Origin of the sequence: Variovorax sp. 38R, from assembly GCF_014843395.1 — a bacterium.
Taxonomy (GTDB): Bacteria; Pseudomonadota; Gammaproteobacteria; order Burkholderiales; family Burkholderiaceae_C; genus Variovorax; species Variovorax paradoxus_H.
This window is the reverse complement of the sequence record NZ_CP062121.1, coordinates 6,203,173-6,220,832: the sequence shown is the minus strand read 5'-3', so window position 1 is coordinate 6,220,832 and position 17,660 is coordinate 6,203,173. Positions and strand designations below refer to the sequence as shown.

Here is a 17,660-nt window from a genome sequence, read left to right as displayed (position 1 = left end):
CGGTACGAAAAGCTAGCACTGGCGCGGAGGTGGTGTTGGTAGATCGTTGATTTCATTGACTTTCCTGTTCACTTTCAAATCTGCGATTCGTGGCGTCAAACCGTGGTCGGTTTCATCCATTGGTGCCAGTTATCGATGCATTTGGCCGCGAAGGCAGGATTTGGTCAGCATAGCGGTCAACCGGGAAGCGAAACACACCCCGCAAGTTGATGCTCTCCAGCCTGGTGGGCGCAATCTTCCCGATCAGTTCCGGTGGAATGACCTGGCGGCGGTTCGACCAGCGATCCAGGACCGCCTGCATCTGTGAGGTATTCCACGCCATCACGATGTTGGCCATCAGGCTCAACGCATCGGCCACAGCCTGCATTTCATCGACACGTTTGGCCTGCGCCGGGCTGATCCGGCCGGTATAAATGGCGCGCTTGAGGGCGTTAACAGCCTCGCCCCGATTGAGCACCCGGCGCAACTCGTTCCTGAAAGCGTCCTTGACAAAGTAGTCAGCCAAAAACGCCGTACGCAGCAACCGCCCCAATTGCACGCCAGCCTCATAGATTGGATCGCCCTGGGCGGCAGAACCGAACCGCGCAAGAGCTGCCACCGCACTGGCATGTCCGCTCATGACCGAGGCTGCCAGGTGCACCAGACTATCCCAATGCTTTTCGATCAAAGCGACGTCGACATTGGCTTCGCACACCGCAGCGATTTCTGCGGGCACTTTGGTGCCGCGTGGCACAAAGAGGTGGCGCTGTTTGAGTTCCTTCAACCGCGGGCAAAGATCAAAACCAAGCAAACGGGCATGTGACATGGCAAAGTCGGTGTAGCCATGGGTATCCACAGCAAGCTGGCTGGTCTCCAGCTTTTCTTGGCGGATGACACCTTCAATGGCCACGCCCGCCTGGCGCTCATTGAGCACAAAGGGCTGCGCATGGAAGATGCCCCACCGGTCTTTTACATGGGAGTAGATTCCAATGGAAGGTGTGTTGCGCCGAGGATCAAGCCGGGCTTGCCACACCCGTTTGGTGGTCTCCATGCTCATCATGTCAGAAGATGCCAAATCGGACCGCCCCCAGGTGGCGGCAATCGGGTGTCGCTGCATGAATTCCAGCACAGCCTGGCAGGCCTGGCTCAGACGCCGTTCGTCCCGCGCCCAGCGCATGGCCTGGCGAATGCTGGTGGCAGACAATTGCGGAATCATGCGCGCGCATTCGACCGCAGTCAGACTGGTGCCGTGGGCCATGATGCCGGCATAGACCATCAGCAGCTCGTCGGTAGAGCGCGGCTCACGTCCGAGCATGATCCAGCTAAAGCGCACCTGGGCGTCAACGGCCAGAATCACTTCCGGCAATTGAACCTCACCGATGCGGTGATCCAAAGCCGCGCGCAGCTTGGTCACTTCTGGGTCTTCGTCCTCTGCGGGCAATGGCGACAAATGGAGTTCATCATCCACGCGCAGTACGCCACTGCGGGCTGCAGCGGCCACCGCATCGACACCGGCAGTTACTCTGGCCAGCAAAGGCTTCAAGAAAGTGGCAGCCTTGCTGGGTAACGATAGACGGGCATAGTGTTTCTTGGACTCTGCCTGCCAACGCTCGTCCGTGAAGAACAAGCGCGCACGACCCCGAAAGCTCAGGCTGTGCTCAATCCAGACCGAGCCATTGCGCACCGCGCGGCGCAGGGCAAACAGGGTGGCCACCTCCAACGCCTGAAACGCCCGTTCCCGGTCTGGGCTGGAGATCGAAACCTGCCAGATCATTCCCAGACTTGGTGCCACCACTTCAACTGGCAGCTTTCTGGATCCTTTGAGATATAAAGCTTGCAGCTTGGCAAGGTACTCGATGGCAGGATGCTCGCCGGTGGCCTGCCAGGGCAGCTTTGCAATGGCGACGAGCAACGACCGCACGGGGCGAATTCCATCAATCAATCCCTCGCGGACCAGGGAGGCCCTGCTCGGTGGTTTGCGTTTCTGGGTTTCGGTGATCAAGGCTTCAAGACGGGCACGCAACTCAGCATCTGGCACCGCACCTTGCGCGCTCAAGGCAACAAGTTCGCCGAGCAGCGTTTTGTACATTGCGGCCCAATTGACGGTAGCGGGGACATCGGCGGCAGCCTGACGCCACAGATCGGCGATCCGGCGCTGCACCATAAGGATCAACTGGTCTGTGGTGGTGAACAGGCAATACCGAAGAAAGCATGCGACCTCCACGGTGCGCGCTGGCTCTTTGATCTTGGCTCCGGCTGAGGGCGGCCTGGAGACAAGTCGGCGCGCGTAGCGGCGCAAGATGAGATCGGGGATGTCTGCCAGGTGCTTATGAACGTCCAGCGTGTAAAGCAGGTCGATGCGCTCCAGTACCTCGCTGATTTGGCGGGTTGAGTGTTTCGCCGGTGCAGCCCATAGCCAACTCTGCTGGGTTTGTCCATCTGGGCGCAGCTCTGAAACTGAGGCTCGCCAGCGATCAAGTGTTGCTGGATCAACGCTGGCGGCGATGGCGGTGCCTGTTTCAACTTCAAGCTGGGCAAGTGCCGCCGCAATCAGTGTCCGAATTGCCCGCTCGTGCACGATCACCAGCTTGTTCTTGTACAGCCATTGACGCGCCCGCACGAGTAGCTGATCGCGGTCGGCGCAGCGCGCCACTTCGTCGCGCAGTTCACGTACCAGTGAGCGGCGCTGGTGCTCGCTCATCCACTGGAATCCAAGGACCGTGCAGGCTACTTGTTGGTGATCGAATAGCGTGCGCCCGCGTTCATACATGGCTCTCAGCGAGGCGACTTCTGGTGCTGCAATGCCAAGCTCGTTGCCAAGGTGGCGCCACAAGGCTACTGGAATTACCCGAAAGGCACCGAGCAAACGCCCACTCATGCGCAGGAAACCAATATGGAGCGCCAGACCAAGCTTGTGGGAATCACCTCGGCGTGCATTGATTGCGTCGCGCTCGGCACCATCGAAGGTGAAAAATGCCTTCATCTCGAAGTCGCTGATATCGCGGGGGAGCCCACGCATCCCCAAAAACGTTGTGTGCCAACCCTGCATCGTGAACCTCAAAAGTGGGAGGCCACCATACCCGTTTACAAAGCGAACAGGAAAGTCAATGAAATCAACGGTCTACCCAGACCACCCCCGCGCCAGTGCTAGCTTTGCGTACCGTCACTTATTGCACTGAAAACGAGGAGACCCCGCCATGGCCAAAATGCGCAAGGTCACCACCGTTCGCGGCTACGGTGCCTTTGTCGGCGCCAACCACCTCGAAGTGGAAGAAACCACCGGCACGGGCCAGGAGAAGACGGGCACCAAGAAGGTCATCGCCTTCAAGCGCGCCATCATCGCCGCTGGCAGCCAGGCCGTGCGCCTGCCGTTCATGCCCAACGACCCGCGCGTGGTCGATTCCACCGGCGCGCTGGCGCTCAGCGGCGTGCCCAAACGCATGCTCATCCTGGGCGGCGGCATCATCGGCCTGGAAATGGGCACGGTGTACAGCACCCTGGGCGCACGCCTGGATGTGGTGGAAATGATGGACGGCCTGATGCAGGGCGCCGACCGCGACCTGGTCAAGATCTGGCAGAAGATGAACGCCAAGCGCTTCGACAACATCATGTTGAAGACGAAAACCGTGGGTGCCGAGGCCACACCTGAAGGCATCAAGGTCACATTCGCGCCAGCGGAAGAGGGCGGCACCACCCCCGAACCCCAGGTGTACGACCTGGTGCTGCAGGCCGTGGGCCGCACGCCCAACGGCAAGAAGATTGCCGCTGAAAAGGCCGGCGTGTCTGTGACGGACCGCGGTTTCATCAACGTCGACATCCAGATGCGCACCAACGTGCCGCACATCTTCGCCATCGGCGACATCGTCAGGCAGCCCATGCTGGCGCACAAGGCGGTGCATGAGGCACACGTGGCGGCAGAAGTGATTGCCGGTGAACTGCAAGGCAACAAAGAGCTGGCAAGCGCCGCCTTCAACGCCCGCGTGATCCCAAGCGTGGCCTACACCGACCCTGAAGTGGCTTGGGTGGGCCTGACGGAAGACCAGGCCAAGGCCCAAGGCATCAAGGTCAAGAAGGGCCTGTTCCCCTGGACGGCCTCGGGCCGCGCCATTGCCAACGGCCGCGACGAAGGCTTCACCAAGCTGCTGTTCGACGACAGCCCCGAAGCAGGATCAGGAGACGGCCATGCTGGCCGGGGCCACGGCAAGATCCTGGGCGGTGGCATGGTCGGCACCCACGCGGGCGACATGATCGGAGAGATCGCGCTGGCTATCGAGATGGGTGCGGACGCAGTGGACATCGGCAAGACCATCCACCCGCATCCGACGCTGGGCGAGAGCATCGGCATGGCGGCGGAAGTGGCGCATGGCAGCTGCACGGATGTGCCGCCTGCGCGCAAGTAAGTCCGCAGCCAAGCTACCCTGACAAGGCCCGAACTGGCGACGGTTCGGGCCTTGTGCTTTGCGTACCCAAACAATCGCCGCAGAATACTGTGCATTTGTACAGTATTCATGTCAGCCACTTCCAAGCCCAAGCTCTACAACCCACGCCACCCCGAACGCACGCTGCTCTACCAAATGGTAGCCGAGCACTACGAGACCTGGCTAGAGTTGGCCAGCGCGGGTCAGTTCGACGGCCAGGGCGACCACCACACCCCCAAGCCCTTCGTGCGCAAAGCGTTTGCCAAGTATCTTGAGTGCGGCATCTTTGCCCATGGCTTTGCCCGCGCTCGCTGCGGCGACTGTGGGCACGACTACTTTGTAGCCTTCTCCTGCAAAGGCCGGGGAGTCTGCCCCTCGTGCACCACGCGGCGGATGGTGGAGACGGCGGCACACCTGAGCGACCACGTTTTCCCCCGCCTGCCGGTGCGCCAGTGGGTGCTCTCCGTGCCCAAGAGGTTGCGGTACTTCATGCAACGCGACGGAGCGGTGCTGAGCATGGTGCTGCGCATCTTTCTGCGGGTGATCGCACAAACTCTGCAGACCCACAGCCCCGGTGCGGCCCATATGGACAAGGCAGGCCTGCACATCGGTGCCATCGCCTTCATTCACCGATTCGGCTCCAGCCTCAATGAACACGTCCACTTCCACGTTTGTGTGGTGGACGGGGTGTTTGAGGAAGTGGAGGGCGAGGGCGATGCTGATGCGACCCCTCGAATCTCATCGCCGGGTGTCATCTTTCACGCGGCCACCGGCATCGATGCGGCTACCGTGGCCCCAGTGCAGACCACACTGCAAAAACGCATCCTGCGCGCCTTCGTTGCTCGGGGCCTGCTGGAGAACTGTGACGCCAAAGACATGCTGGGCTACAAACACAGCGGCTTCTCGGTGGACGCCGGTGTCTGCATCGAAGCCCACGACCGCGCTGCGCTGGAGCGGCTGCTGCGCTATTGCGCGCGTCCACCGTTTTCCATGGAGCGCCTACGCAAAGAGGGAAGCAAACTGGTGTACCGCTGTGCCAAACAGCGCAGCGAGCCCACCAGTGACAAGCGTGGTGCCAAGGCAGATGAGCTGCACCTCACACCGCTGGAACTGATCGACCGCATCGCCGCGCTGGTGCCACCGCCACGCACCCACCGGCACCGCTACTTTGGTGTGCTGGCACCAAACTCGCCGCTGAGCGGCGGTAACGGCGCTGGCCCAGCCTGCTGCGTCGCAACCAGCCACGGTGGAGACTGCACAACCTGGCGCGGGCGTACCTGGGGTGGCGGCGCCGGGCAACGCGGCCACACCCACACCCGAACCTGAAGCACGCCCGAAGCGAGCGGCGCATTACTTGTGGGCGGTGCTGATTGCCCGCATCTACGAGGCATTTCCGCTGCTGTGCCCCATGTGCGGTGGGCAGATGCGCATCATTGCCTTCATCACCCACAGCGCCGAAATCCGCCACATCCTGAACCACATCGGGGTGGAGTCTGCCCCCCCGCACATCACCCCGGCACGCGGGCCACCGCTGTGGGAGGGCTGCGACGCGCCGGTGGATGATGGTGCGCAAGGCGAGCCGGATTGGGATCTGGCAGCTCAACCCGACGAGGTAGACCAGCGCGTCAATTGGTGACCCAGTGAAGCGGCGGTATCCATCGCTGCGGGGAAGCAGCTGCACGCGCGCCAGGCCCAAATGCATACTGCCTCCCAAGCTCTTGCCATTGAGCGGCAAGCGAGCGCTCAACCTTCCTTGGCCGAACGTGTTTCGAGGCCCAAAACTCGTGCCATACTTGGCCTCATGCGGTTGAATTTCCTATCCGTGAACCCTTCAGCACTGTTGTGCATGGGCCATGGCAGTTCTGACGTCTGACGTGAACACGCAACACGAATGCAAGAGCATCCTGCCGAGGCCCGGTGCACTGCGGTTGCGTCTGACGTCTGACGTGCAGCGTCTAACGTGCAACGTCTGGCGTCTGATCCTTTACAACAGGTCAGACAATCACAGTCTGAACAATGTGCACAAACCCTTGTCCTGGCACAGATCAAAGCGGAACAACAGCCGTCGGTACGCAATTTGCAGACCATTTGGACAGGTTTTCAAAACCATCCGCTGCTGCCACTGCTCCCGAGGCTGCCCTTGAACAAGTCTGCTGATACCGCCGCGCCCGACTGCACCCCTACCCCCATGCCTACCCCGATGGAGCGGGTGGACCGCTTTTTCGAACTGAGTTCCCGGGGCACTACCGTGCAGCGGGAGTTGCTGGCGGCGGTGACCACCTTTGCCACCATGTCCTACATCCTGGTGGTGCATCCACTGATCATGTCCGATGCCGGCATGGACAGAGCCCAGGTGCTCACCATCACCGCCGTGGTGGCGGGGGTTTTTTCCATTCTGATGGGGCTCATGGCCAATCTGCCCATCGCCGTGGCGCCCGGCATGGGCGCCAATGGACTGGTGGCCTACACCCTCATTCTGGGCCTTGGCGTGCCCTGGCAGGGCGCGCTGGGGCTGGTGTTCTGGAGCGGGGTGGTGTTTCTTGTCCTCACCCTCACCGGCATCCGGCGGCTGCTGCTCGATGCCTTCCCCGATGCCCTGCGCCGGGCGCTGACGGCGGGCATCGGTCTTTTCATCATGTTCATCGGCCTCAAAACGGCGGGCATTGTGGTGGCGGCCCCGGCCCCCTCCCTGGTGCAGATCGGCGTGGTCACGGCACCCACGGTGCTGCTGGCGCTGTCCGGCATCCCGATTGTCATGGGACTCATGGCCCGGCGGGTGCCCGGGGCGATCATTCTCACCATCATACTGCTCACCGCCATCGGCTTTTTTATCCCCACAGCCACAGGTTCCCTGACTCCGATGCCGAGCGCCGCCCTGGCCCAGCCGACAGGCTTTGGTGACCTGTGGCTGGCGCTCGATTTTGGCTATCTGTGGTCGCATCTCGGCATTGCCCTGCCAGCCATGCTGTCCCTGGTGTTCATGGACCTGTTCAGCTCCCTCGCGGCCATGAACGCCCTGTGCCAGCGGGCCGGTCTTGTCGATGACCAGGGCGCGATGCTGAAGCCGACCGAGGCCCTGTCGGCGGATGCCATGGCCGCCATCGGCGCCTCCCTGGCGGGCACCTCCACCGCCATCTGTTTCGGCGAATCCGCCGCCGGTATCGAAAGTGGCGGGCGCACCGGCCTTGTCGCCATTTTCGTGGGCCTGTTCTTTTTCCTGGCCCTGTATCTGAACCCGCTGATTCTTATCATTCCCGCCGAGGCCTCGGCCCCGGCACTGGTGTTCATTGGCCTCTTGATGTTCGTGGAAGTGGCGCGCATCGATTTTTCCGATGTCATCACCGGCGGCGCTGCCACCCTGACCCTGATCCTGATGGCGGTTACCTCCATCAGCGATGGCATGGCCATAGGGCTGATCGTCTACGCCATCGCCATGGTGATCACCGGCCGCGCCCGCCAGGTACACCCCATCGCCTACGGTCTTGCCGTGGTGCTCGGCGCCTACTACGTACTGCTGCCGCCGCTATGAGCCGAGGCGTTGTGACTGTGGGCCTTGGCTTTGTGACCGCAGTTACCGGATAATCCCTCGCCATCACCGGGGTTGGTCTTGCAAGGAGATTGGTCTTGCAACGGATTGGTATTGCAAGACCTCCGCCAGTGAAAACATCCCTGTCCCGTAGCAAGATCCGGTGCATCGCAACCATTGCCATGCAGATCGGGAGCTGCCTATCATCGAGAGCTAGTTATCATCGAGAGCTGGTTATCATCGAGAGCTGCGCATTATCGAGTTATCGAGAGCTCTCCATGATCAGGGCTGCCCATGCCTGGCTCGCCAGGCCGAACATTGAAACTCGAATAGTCAAGCTCGAACAGTCAAGCTCGAACATTGCGCTCTTCTGAATTATTGACGGTATGACATGACCAAAGAACCAGGCACCAGAGCTCTTGAAACCCGGAAAAGAATCATTGCTGCGGCACTTGAACTCACCCTGCGACAGGGTGAAAGCGGCATCACCATGACCGAGATCTACAAGCTGGCAAACATTTCCAGAACTTCCCTGTACCGCCACTTCAGCACTGTCGAAGAAATCCTGACCAGCATCTATTTAAAGATCAGAAGCGAATTTGAATCGGGCCTGCAAAATGCCATAGAGGCAAACCCTTCGGCGGAAAACCGGCTGGATGTGGTGACAGATTACCTGCACCACTTCTTTACCAGTGACCTTGCCCAGAAGCTCAGCGCCGCCAATACCAGCTACCTGAAAAAATTGAGCCTTATCAGTTTCGATGCCCGGGTCGACATGTACAAAAAAGTTCTGGGGCCGTATTTCGACATTGCCGAACAGCAAAAAGGCGCGCCGGTGGACCGGGATCTGGTCGCCTATTTCATCACCCACTACTATGCATCCATGGCACTCTACGGGGGTTATGGTAGACCCGAGGCAATAAACCTTTTGCTCAAGAAACTCATCACCGGCCTCAGCATGGTGTGACACCGGTGCCCCGTCGAAGGGCTGCCACCAAAGGATCGCCGTAAATCACCCGGCGAAACACCCCGTCCGCAGCCCGGGCCAGCTCCATTTCATCAAGGCCCGGAAATTCACCGTTGCGCCACACCACCTTGCCGTTGATCACGGTCATGTCCACGGGGCCGGAAAAACCCACTTTCGCGGGCAGGCTCCGTGGATCGTGGTTGGCGCCGATGTATTCGATCCGGTTCAGATCGACGGCAAAGAAATCCGCAGCCCTGCCCACGGCGAGGGCGCCGAGATCAGGCCGGTTGAGGCAATCCGCACCACCCTGGGTGGCCATGCGCAGAAAGTCATAGGGAGCTGGCACCGGATGCTGGCGCTCACTGGCCTTCAGGCACTGGAGCAGGTAGGCAAGGCGGATGCACTCGGCGAGGTTCGAGCTGTCGTTGGAGGCGTGGCCATCCACCCCAAAGCCCACCCGCACACCTGCCGCCGCCATGGCGGGAATGTCGGTGACTTCGGCACCCACCAGAAACACCGGCGCCGGGCAATGGGCAACACCGGTGCCGGTGGCGGCAAGGCGGGCGATGTCCGCTGCGGTGAATTCCCAGCCGTGGGCGAGCCACACATCCGGCCCGACAAAGCCCCGGTTTTCGCACCAGTCGAGGCTGCGCTCGCCAAAACGGGCCACCATGGCGGGGGTTTCCCCCTCCCCCAGATGGGTGTGCAGGCTCACCCCCAGGTGGCGGGCCAGACGGGCAGACTCGACGAAGGTTTCCGGGTAGGCAATCACCGGCGAGCTGGGCGCCACCACCACCCGCTGCATGGCGAAGGGCCGCGGGTCATGAAAGCGGCTCACCAGGCGTTCGCAATCGGCAAGAAAAGTATCGGTGCTCTCCCGCATGGCATCGGGAATGGTGCTGCCCTCCGCCATCGGCAGGGTGATGCAGCCGCGCCCGGCGTGAAAACGCAGCCCCAGCAGGTTAGCGGCATCAAACTGGCGGTCCACCAGAAAGGGTCCACCCCGGCGGCTGTAGTTGTACTGGTGATCAAACGCGGTGGTGCAGCCGTGCTTGATCAGCTCCGCCATGGACACCACTGTGCTGTGGTAGATGCAGTCTTCATCCACCAGGGCAAACACCGGGTAGATCTTGCGCAGCCAGGCCAGCACATCAAGCTGGGTCCAGTCGAGGGGGGCAAGATTGCGGACAAAGGCCTGAAAAAAATGGTGATGGGTGTTGATCAGCCCCGGATAGGCGGTCAGCCCCCGGCAGTTCACCACCTCAACACCCTGTTCCTGGCCAACGCCAATTGGGGCCAGAGTTCGGGGCAGATCCGGGCCAAGGCCAATAATCTCCCCGTCTCTCACCAGAATATCGACGCCATTAAGCACCGTGCCCGCGACATCCCCGGTGACCAGCTGGTGAAACCCGGTGTAAAGAGTGGTGGTCATGGTGGTTATCCAATAGTGTGTTACACGTCGCAACGCAGATATTATGCCATCGAAAAACCTGCACCGCAACTGGGTGGTCATCCCGCACGTCACCAACCACGACGACGCGGACATCACCGACCTGGAAGCCTTTCGCGTGCAGTTCAACAAAGAGAACGAAAAGAGCGGCGTCAAGGTCACCATGCTCGCCTTCATGATCAAGGCTGCTGTGGCCGCGCTCAAGAAGTTCCCCGAGTTCAACAGCTCGCTCGACGGCGACCAGCTGGTGATGAAGAACTACTTTCACATCGGCTTTGCGGCCGACACGCCCAACGGCCTGGTGGTTCCCGTCATCAAGGATGCCGACCAGAAGGGCATCGTCCAGATCAGCAAGGAAATGGGCGAACTCGCCGCCAAGGCGCGCGAAGGCAAGCTGGCCCCGGCAGACATGCAGGGTGGATGCTTCTCCATCAGCTCGCTGGGCGGCATTGGTGGCCGTTACTTCACGCCCATCATCAACGCGCCTGAAGTCGCCATCATGGGCGTGTGCAAGAGCAGCATCGAACCCAAGTGGGACGGCAAGCAATTCGCCCCACGCCTGATGCTGCCCCTCTCCTTGAGCTGGGACCACCGCGTGATCGACGGCGCCGCCGCCGCGCGCTTCAACGTGTACTTTGCCTCGCTGCTGGCGGACTTCCGCCGCATCGTGATGTAACGCGAGGGCAACACCCATGGCAATCATCGACATCAAGGTGCCCGACATTGGCGACTTCGCCGAAGTGGCCATCATCGAAGTGCTGGTCAAACCCGGCGACACCATCAAGGCCGAGCAAAGCCTGATCACCGTGGAGTCCGACAAGGCCTCCATGGAGATCCCGTCCAGCCATGCTGGCGTGGTCAAGGAGCTGAAGGTCAAGCTCGGCGACAAGGTCGCCGAAGGCTCGGTGGTGCTGACCCTGGAAGTGCAGGGTGCAGGCGCAGCCGCTCCAGCGCCTGCAGCTGCCCCTGCGCCCGCGGTTTCTGAGCCAAAACAGGCTCCAGCGCCCACCCCACAAGCGCAAGCAGCTATTAATCCAGTAGCGTCCAGCTTTGCTGGTACGGCGGATCTGGACTGCGACGTGCTCGTGCTGGGCGGCGGCCCCGGCGGCTATTCGGCAGCCTTCCGCGCGGCCGACCTGGGCCTCAAGGTCATCATCGTCGAGCGCTACGCAGCCCTGGGCGGCGTGTGCCTGAACGTGGGCTGCATCCCGTCCAAGGCGCTGCTGCACGTGGCCGCCGTCATGGACGAGGTCAGCCACCTGTCCGCCGCAGGCATCGACTTTGGCGCCCCCAAGGTCAATGTCGATACGCTGCGCGGCCACAAGGAAAAGGTCATCAGCAAGCTCACCGGCGGCCTGGCCGCCATGGGGTCTCCTCGTTTTCAGTGCAATAAGTGACGGTACGAAAAGCTAGCACTGGCGCGGAGGTGGTGTTGGTAGATCGTTGATTTCATTGACTTTCCTGTTCACTTTCAAATCTGCGATTCGTGGCGTCAAACCGTGGTCGGTTTCATCCATTGGTGCCAGTTATCGATGCATTTGGCCGCGAAGGCAGGATTTGGTCAGCATAGCGGTCAACCGGGAAGCGAAACACACCCGCAAGTTGATGCTCTCCAGCCTGGTGGGCGCAATCTTCCCGATCAGTTCCGGTGGAATGACCTGGCGGCGGTTCGACCAGCGATCCAGGACCGCCTGCATCTGTGAGGTATTCCACGCCATCACGATGTTGGCCATCAGGCTCAACGCATCGGCCACAGCCTGCATTTCATCGACACGTTTGGCCTGCGCCGGGCTGATCCGGCCGGTATAAATGGCGCGCTTGAGGGCGTTAACAGCCTCGCCCCGATTGAGCACCCGGCGCAACTCGTTCCTGAAAGCGTCCTTGACAAAGTAGTCAGCCAAAAACGCCGTACGCAGCAACCGCCCCAATTGCACGCCAGCCTCATAGATTGGATCGCCCTGGGCGGCAGAACCGAACCGCGCAAGAGCTGCCACCGCACTGGCATGTCCGCTCATGACCGAGGCTGCCAGGTGCACCAGACTATCCCAATGCTTTTCGATCAAAGCGACGTCGACATTGGCTTCGCACACCGCAGCGATTTCTGCGGGCACTTTGGTGCCGCGTGGCACAAAGAGGTGGCGCTGTTTGAGTTCCTTCAACCGCGGGCAAAGATCAAAACCAAGCAAACGGGCATGTGACATGGCAAAGTCGGTGTAGCCATGGGTATCCACAGCAAGCTGGCTGGTCTCCAGCTTTTCTTGGCGGATGACACCTTCAATGGCCACGCCCGCCTGGCGCTCATTGAGCACAAAGGGCTGCGCATGGAAGATGCCCCACCGGTCTTTTACATGGGAGTAGATTCCAATGGAAGGTGTGTTGCGCCGAGGATCAAGCCGGGCTTGCCACACCCGTTTGGTGGTCTCCATGCTCATCATGTCAGAAGATGCCAAATCGGACCGCCCCCAGGTGGCGGCAATCGGGTGTCGCTGCATGAATTCCAGCACAGCCTGGCAGGCCTGGCTCAGACGCCGTTCGTCCCGCGCCCAGCGCATGGCCTGGCGAATGCTGGTGGCAGACAATTGCGGAATCATGCGCGCGCATTCGACCGCAGTCAGACTGGTGCCGTGGGCCATGATGCCGGCATAGACCATCAGCAGCTCGTCGGTAGAGCGCGGCTCACGTCCGAGCATGATCCAGCTAAAGCGCACCTGGGCGTCAACGGCCAGAATCACTTCCGGCAATTGAACCTCACCGATGCGGTGATCCAAAGCCGCGCGCAGCTTGGTCACTTCTGGGTCTTCGTCCTCTGCGGGCAATGGCGACAAATGGAGTTCATCATCCACGCGCAGTACGCCACTGCGGGCTGCAGCGGCCACCGCATCGACACCGGCAGTTACTCTGGCCAGCAAAGGCTTCAAGAAAGTGGCAGCCTTGCTGGGTAACGATAGACGGGCATAGTGTTTCTTGGACTCTGCCTGCCAACGCTCGTCCGTGAAGAACAAGCGCGCACGACCCCGAAAGCTCAGGCTGTGCTCAATCCAGACCGAGCCATTGCGCACCGCGCGGCGCAGGGCAAACAGGGTGGCCACCTCCAACGCCTGAAACGCCCGTTCCCGGTCTGGGCTGGAGATCGAAACCTGCCAGATCATTCCCAGACTTGGTGCCACCACTTCAACTGGCAGCTTTCTGGATCCTTTGAGATATAAAGCTTGCAGCTTGGCAAGGTACTCGATGGCAGGATGCTCGCCGGTGGCCTGCCAGGGCAGCTTTGCAATGGCGACGAGCAACGACCGCACGGGGCGAATTCCATCAATCAATCCCTCGCGGACCAGGGAGGCCCTGCTCGGTGGTTTGCGTTTCTGGGTTTCGGTGATCAAGGCTTCAAGACGGGCACGCAACTCAGCATCTGGCACCGCACCTTGCGCGCTCAAGGCAACAAGTTCGCCGAGCAGCGTTTTGTACATTGCGGCCCAATTGACGGTAGCGGGGACATCGGCGGCAGCCTGACGCCACAGATCGGCGATCCGGCGCTGCACCATAAGGATCAACTGGTCTGTGGTGGTGAACAGGCAATACCGAAGAAAGCATGCGACCTCCACGGTGCGCGCTGGCTCTTTGATCTTGGCTCCGGCTGAGGGCGGCCTGGAGACAAGTCGGCGCGCGTAGCGGCGCAAGATGAGATCGGGGATGTCTGCCAGGTGCTTATGAACGTCCAGCGTGTAAAGCAGGTCGATGCGCTCCAGTACCTCGCTGATTTGGCGGGTTGAGTGTTTCGCCGGTGCAGCCCATAGCCAACTCTGCTGGGTTTGTCCATCTGGGCGCAGCTCTGAAACTGAGGCTCGCCAGCGATCAAGTGTTGCTGGATCAACGCTGGCGGCGATGGCGGTGCCTGTTTCAACTTCAAGCTGGGCAAGTGCCGCCGCAATCAGTGTCCGAATTGCCCGCTCGTGCACGATCACCAGCTTGTTCTTGTACAGCCATTGACGCGCCCGCACGAGTAGCTGATCGCGGTCGGCGCAGCGCGCCACTTCGTCGCGCAGTTCACGTACCAGTGAGCGGCGCTGGTGCTCGCTCATCCACTGGAATCCAAGGACCGTGCAGGCTACTTGTTGGTGATCGAATAGCGTGCGCCCGCGTTCATACATGGCTCTCAGCGAGGCGACTTCTGGTGCTGCAATGCCAAGCTCGTTGCCAAGGTGGCGCCACAAGGCTACTGGAATTACCCGAAAGGCACCGAGCAAACGCCCACTCATGCGCAGGAAACCAATATGGAGCGCCAGACCAAGCTTGTGGGAATCACCTCGGCGTGCATTGATTGCGTCGCGCTCGGCACCATCGAAGGTGAAAAATGCCTTCATCTCGAAGTCGCTGATATCGCGGGGGAGCCCACGCATCCCCAAAAACGTTGTGTGCCAACCCTGCATCGTGAACCTCAAAAGTGGGAGGCCACCATACCCGTTTACAAAGCGAACAGGAAAGTCAATGAAATCAACGGTCTACCCAGACCACCCCCGCGCCAGTGCTAGCTTTGCGTACCGTCACTTATTGCACTGAAAACGAGGAGACCCCAAGGACATCGTCACCACGCTGAATGCGGCGGTCAACAAGCTGCTGGCCACGCCGGAGATGAAGGCGGCCATCATTGCGCAGGGCGCGGAGCCGCAGAGCATGACGCCGGAGCAGTTCGGTGCGCTGCTGAAGACGGACTATGAGAAGTGGAAGGGGATCGTGCAGGCCTCGGGGGCGACGATCGAGTAAAGACAAGAAAGGCGGCGATGCTGCCTTGCTCCTTCCCCTTCTGGGGGAAGGTTGGGATGGGGGCCAGCGGCGTTTGACAAGCCGCTGATGCTTGATACGCCGCGTGCCCCCACCCCTGCCCTCCCCCGGAAGGGGAGGGAGAAAGAAAACTCCCGAACGCTCAGTCCGGCACGAACTTCGTATTGAAGATCTCCACGTCCGCCGCATCCTCGAACGTCGCCACCTGCCCCATCTTCCCGTCGCTCATGCGGCAGGCCGAGAACAGGCTGAAGCGGCCCTTGAAATAGAACTCGTCCATCACGATCAGCGCGTACGGGTACGGCACGAACACCTGGTGCTCGAAGACGATGCGGTGCACGTTCCTCGGTGACGGGAAGAGCTTGTATTCGACGGTGTCGATGGACTTTGCGGTGGCCATGATGTGCTTCTGTCTTCGGTGCTCAGGCCGGGTCGCGCACGTCGGCCACGGGGTTGCTGCCGAAGTCCGCGCGGGCCAGGTAGGCGAGCACCTTGGCCGCGGCGCTCTGGGGGCTGTCGAGCCGGCCTTCTTCCTTCATGCTCACGAAACGCGTGCGGTCCGGGAACTGTTCGGCCGAAGCGCCGCGCAGCTGCACCTGCATGTCGGTGTCGATGATGCCGGGCGCCAGCGACACGATGCGCGCGCCGTTCGGTGCATGCACCTCTTCGAGCGCCACGGCGCGCGAGAAATGGTCCATGCCGGCCTTGGCCGCGCAGTACGGCGCCTGGCTGCCCAGGGCGTTGCGGCCCAGGCCCGACGAGATGTTCAGCACCTTGCGTGCGCCGCGCCATTCGCGCGTGGCACCCAGGAAGGCGGCCGTGAGCAGCATCGGCGCTTCGAGGCCGATGCGCAGCGCTTGTGCCAGTTCGGCCGGCACGGCACGCGACAGCGGCGCGGGGTTGCCGACGGTGCCGGCGTTGTTGATGAGCGTGACGCTGTCGAAGCGCTGGCCGTCCAGCGTCTGGAGCCAGTCCGACAGGCGCGCCGCGGCGGCCACCGGATCGGACAGGTCCTGCTCCCATTGCGTCAGTTCGGCGCCGCCGGCCTTGGGGGCCTCGGCGAGTTCGGGCGAGGGCTTGCGTGCAATGCCGAGCACCGTGTGGCCGGCCTGCAGCAGCTGTTCGGCCATGGCACGGCCCAGGCCGCGCGAGGCGCCGGTGATGACGGTGAGGTGGGAAGGGGCGGAGGTGGTCATGGTGGTATGGGGGCAGGAGAAGGCCGCAAGGCTAAGGGATATCGAAAGGCCGCGTGCATCAGCCGGTACGGAACTGGGCGCGCAGGAAGTTGCGGTGGCGGGCGATGTGCTGCAACTGCGCCGGTGCGATGCTGCCGCCGAGGTCGACCTCGTCCGCGCCGTTGAGCACGGCGTTGGCGTTCGCCATGGCGCGCGCCACGACCTCTTCCTCGCTCACACCGAGCTGCGCCGCCAGGTCGATCGCGACGCGGCGCATGGCGCGCTGCGACAGCATCCACATCGCGCCGAAGCGGTCCCAGGCCAGCGCGGCTTCTTCCGACTTTTCGCGGTCCGCGAGGATGTCTTTCAGCGGGCGCGCCAGGATCTCGTTGAGCGCGTCGATCTGTTCGCCCAGGGCCTCGGCGCGGTCGATGGCTTCTTCGAGTGTCGGGCCGTCGTCTTCCTCGTTGCGGGCCTGCGTGGCCTGTTGCTGTTGCGGCGGCAGAAAGCTCGCCTGTGCGTCGGCGGGCACGATCTGCAGGTGGTCGGAGAGGGCCATGTTTTTTTCTTCTTTCAGGTTCAGTTCGAGGTGCTGTTGTTCTTGCGGCTGGACATCGCGGTGGCGCGCAGGCCCGGCAGGTCGAGCACGCGCAGGCCGCCGTACTCCACGCGGATGAGCCCCTGCGCCGACAGCGCATTGAGCGCCTCGTTCACGCGCTGGCGCGACAGGCCGACAAGATACGCCAGCTCCTGCTGCGTGATGCGCAAGACCTCGCCCACGCCGGGGTACAGCACGGGGTTGAACAGCGACACCAGGTTGCGCGCCACGCGCGCGTCGGGGTTGTTGAGGCGGTCGATTTCCAGCGCCGCAATGAACTGGCCGAGCCGCTCGTTGAGCTGGTTCATCACGAAGCGGTTGAAGCCGATGGAATGGTCGAGCAGCCAGTGGAAGCTCTCGATCGGCAGCCCCGCCACGAGGCTGCGGCGCAGCGCCTGGATGTTGTAGCGGTAGGGCTCGCGCTTCATCACCGTGCCCTCGCCGAACCAGCCGCCGGGCGGCACGCCGGTGTAGGTGACCGAGCCGCCGTCGGCGTTGTCGTTGCTCATCTTCAAGAGGCCCTCGACCACGCCGAACCAGTAGGTGGGCGAGCGGCCGACGCGGCACACCAGGTCGCCGGGCTCGGCCTCGCCGACCACGAGCGTGGCCTCGGCGCGGCGGCGCTCGCTGGGCGTGAGCGTGGGGAGCCACGGAATGCCATCGAGTTCGGTCGCACTCGCGGGGCGCACGCGGTCCTTGATGGAACCGCCGAGCACGTTCTGTGGGTTGAGGTTGCCAGGAGGCATCGGGAAACTCCGGGGAGTAGTGTCC

8 protein-coding genes and 6 pseudogenes are annotated in these 17,660 nt (G+C 61.9%); 7 read left to right on the top strand and 7 right to left on the bottom strand.

Annotated elements, in window-relative coordinates; all coding sequences use genetic code 11:
* Positions 1-112 precede the first annotated feature (112 nt).
* Positions 113-3,028, bottom strand: a complete 2,916-nt coding sequence (locus IG196_RS28895; protein ID WP_003049965.1) for a Tn3-like element IS1071 family transposase — start codon at positions 3,026-3,028, stop codon at positions 113-115.
* A gap of 136 nt (positions 3,029-3,164) precedes the next feature.
* Here IG196_RS28895 and IG196_RS28890 point away from each other — a divergent pair.
* The 4 genes and pseudogenes from IG196_RS28890 to IG196_RS28875 all read left to right on the top strand — a co-directional run.
* A pseudogene (locus tag IG196_RS28890) lies at positions 3,165-4,379 on the top strand (dihydrolipoyl dehydrogenase family protein); the annotation flags it as partial.
* A 108-nt stretch (positions 4,380-4,487) separates the two neighbouring features.
* Positions 4,488-6,033 (top strand): annotated as a pseudogene (locus tag IG196_RS28885) (IS91-like element ISPps1 family transposase).
* Between the two features lie 552 nt (positions 6,034-6,585).
* A complete protein-coding gene (locus IG196_RS28880) occupies positions 6,586-7,926 on the top strand; it encodes an NCS2 family permease (RefSeq protein ID WP_011117162.1) in 1,341 nt (446 codons plus the stop codon).
* 388 nt (positions 7,927-8,314) lie between these two features.
* On the top strand, positions 8,315-8,890 hold the full coding sequence (locus IG196_RS28875) for a TetR/AcrR family transcriptional regulator (protein ID WP_011117161.1): 576 nt from the start codon (positions 8,315-8,317) through the stop codon (positions 8,888-8,890).
* On the opposite strand, the gene IG196_RS28870 is transcribed toward IG196_RS28875, so the two are convergent.
* The gene (locus IG196_RS28870; RefSeq protein WP_011117160.1) at positions 8,877-10,322 is read right to left on the bottom strand and encodes an amidohydrolase; all 1,446 of its coding nucleotides are present in this window, start codon (positions 10,320-10,322) and stop codon (positions 8,877-8,879) included. The two genes, IG196_RS28875 and IG196_RS28870, sit on opposite strands and share 14 nt — an antisense overlap.
* 55 nt (positions 10,323-10,377) lie before the next feature.
* Here IG196_RS28870 and IG196_RS28865 point away from each other — a divergent pair.
* Both IG196_RS28865 and IG196_RS28860 read left to right on the top strand, forming a co-directional pair.
* Positions 10,378-11,016, top strand: a pseudogene (locus tag IG196_RS28865) (2-oxo acid dehydrogenase subunit E2); the annotation flags it as partial.
* 16 nt (positions 11,017-11,032) lie between these two features.
* Positions 11,033-11,719, top strand: a pseudogene (locus IG196_RS28860) (biotin/lipoyl-containing protein); the annotation flags it as partial.
* A gap of 130 nt (positions 11,720-11,849) precedes the next feature.
* On the opposite strand, the pseudogene IG196_RS28855 reads toward IG196_RS28860, so the two are convergent.
* Positions 11,850-14,764, bottom strand: a pseudogene (locus IG196_RS28855) (Tn3-like element IS1071 family transposase).
* 136 nt (positions 14,765-14,900) lie between these two features.
* Between IG196_RS28855 and IG196_RS28850 the strand changes: the two are divergent.
* Positions 14,901-15,098: pseudogene (locus IG196_RS28850) on the top strand (tripartite tricarboxylate transporter substrate binding protein); the annotation flags it as partial.
* Positions 15,099-15,258: 160 nt separating this feature from the next.
* Here IG196_RS28850 and IG196_RS28845 read toward each other — a convergent pair.
* The 4 genes from IG196_RS28845 to IG196_RS28830 are packed head-to-tail and all read right to left on the bottom strand — an operon-like array spanning position 15,259 to position 17,635.
* On the bottom strand, positions 15,259-15,516 hold the full coding sequence (locus tag IG196_RS28845) for a hypothetical protein (protein WP_192194012.1): 258 nt from the start codon (positions 15,514-15,516) through the stop codon (positions 15,259-15,261).
* 22 nt (positions 15,517-15,538) lie between these two features.
* Entirely contained in the window at positions 15,539-16,312 is a 774-nt protein-coding gene (locus tag IG196_RS28840) for an SDR family NAD(P)-dependent oxidoreductase (RefSeq protein WP_192194011.1), read from the bottom strand.
* A 58-nt stretch (positions 16,313-16,370) separates the two neighbouring features.
* The gene (locus IG196_RS28835; protein ID WP_095747132.1) at positions 16,371-16,850 is read right to left on the bottom strand and encodes a hypothetical protein; all 480 of its coding nucleotides are present in this window, start codon (positions 16,848-16,850) and stop codon (positions 16,371-16,373) included.
* A gap of 20 nt (positions 16,851-16,870) precedes the next feature.
* The gene (locus IG196_RS28830) at positions 16,871-17,635 is read right to left on the bottom strand and encodes a Crp/Fnr family transcriptional regulator (RefSeq protein ID WP_101491428.1); all 765 of its coding nucleotides are present in this window, start codon (positions 17,633-17,635) and stop codon (positions 16,871-16,873) included.
* Positions 17,636-17,660: the final 25 nt, after the last annotated feature.